1 protein-coding gene is annotated in these 353 nt (G+C 51.6%); it reads left to right on the top strand.

The window, feature by feature from the left end:
• A partial coding sequence (locus HMPREF3277_RS07245; RefSeq protein ID WP_141765196.1) for a transposase occupies positions 1-353 on the top strand: 353 nt, incomplete at both ends.

Raw genomic sequence — 353 nt, forward strand, 5'->3', positions numbered from 1 at the left:
CTTATGCCGCTACCGCAACTGGCTGGCGCAAGACAACACCCTGTCCGAACTGCTGGAACTGATTAACCGACAACTGACCGAAAAAGGCCTAAAAGTAGAGAAAGCATCCGCCGCCGTCATTGACGCCACCATTATTCAGACCGCCGGCAGCAAACAGCGTCAGGCCATAGAAGTTGACGAGGAAGGACACGTCAGCGGCCAAACCACACCGAGCAAAGATAAAGATGCCCGTTGGACAAAGAAAAACGATTTATACAAACTCGGTTACAAACAACATACCCGCACCGATGCGGAAGGCTATATTGAGAAACTGCACATCACCCCCGCCAATACCCATGAGTGCAACCACCTGT

The organism is Neisseria sp. HMSC70E02 (assembly GCF_001838645.1).
Taxonomy (GTDB): Bacteria; Pseudomonadota; Gammaproteobacteria; order Burkholderiales; family Neisseriaceae; genus Neisseria; species Neisseria macacae.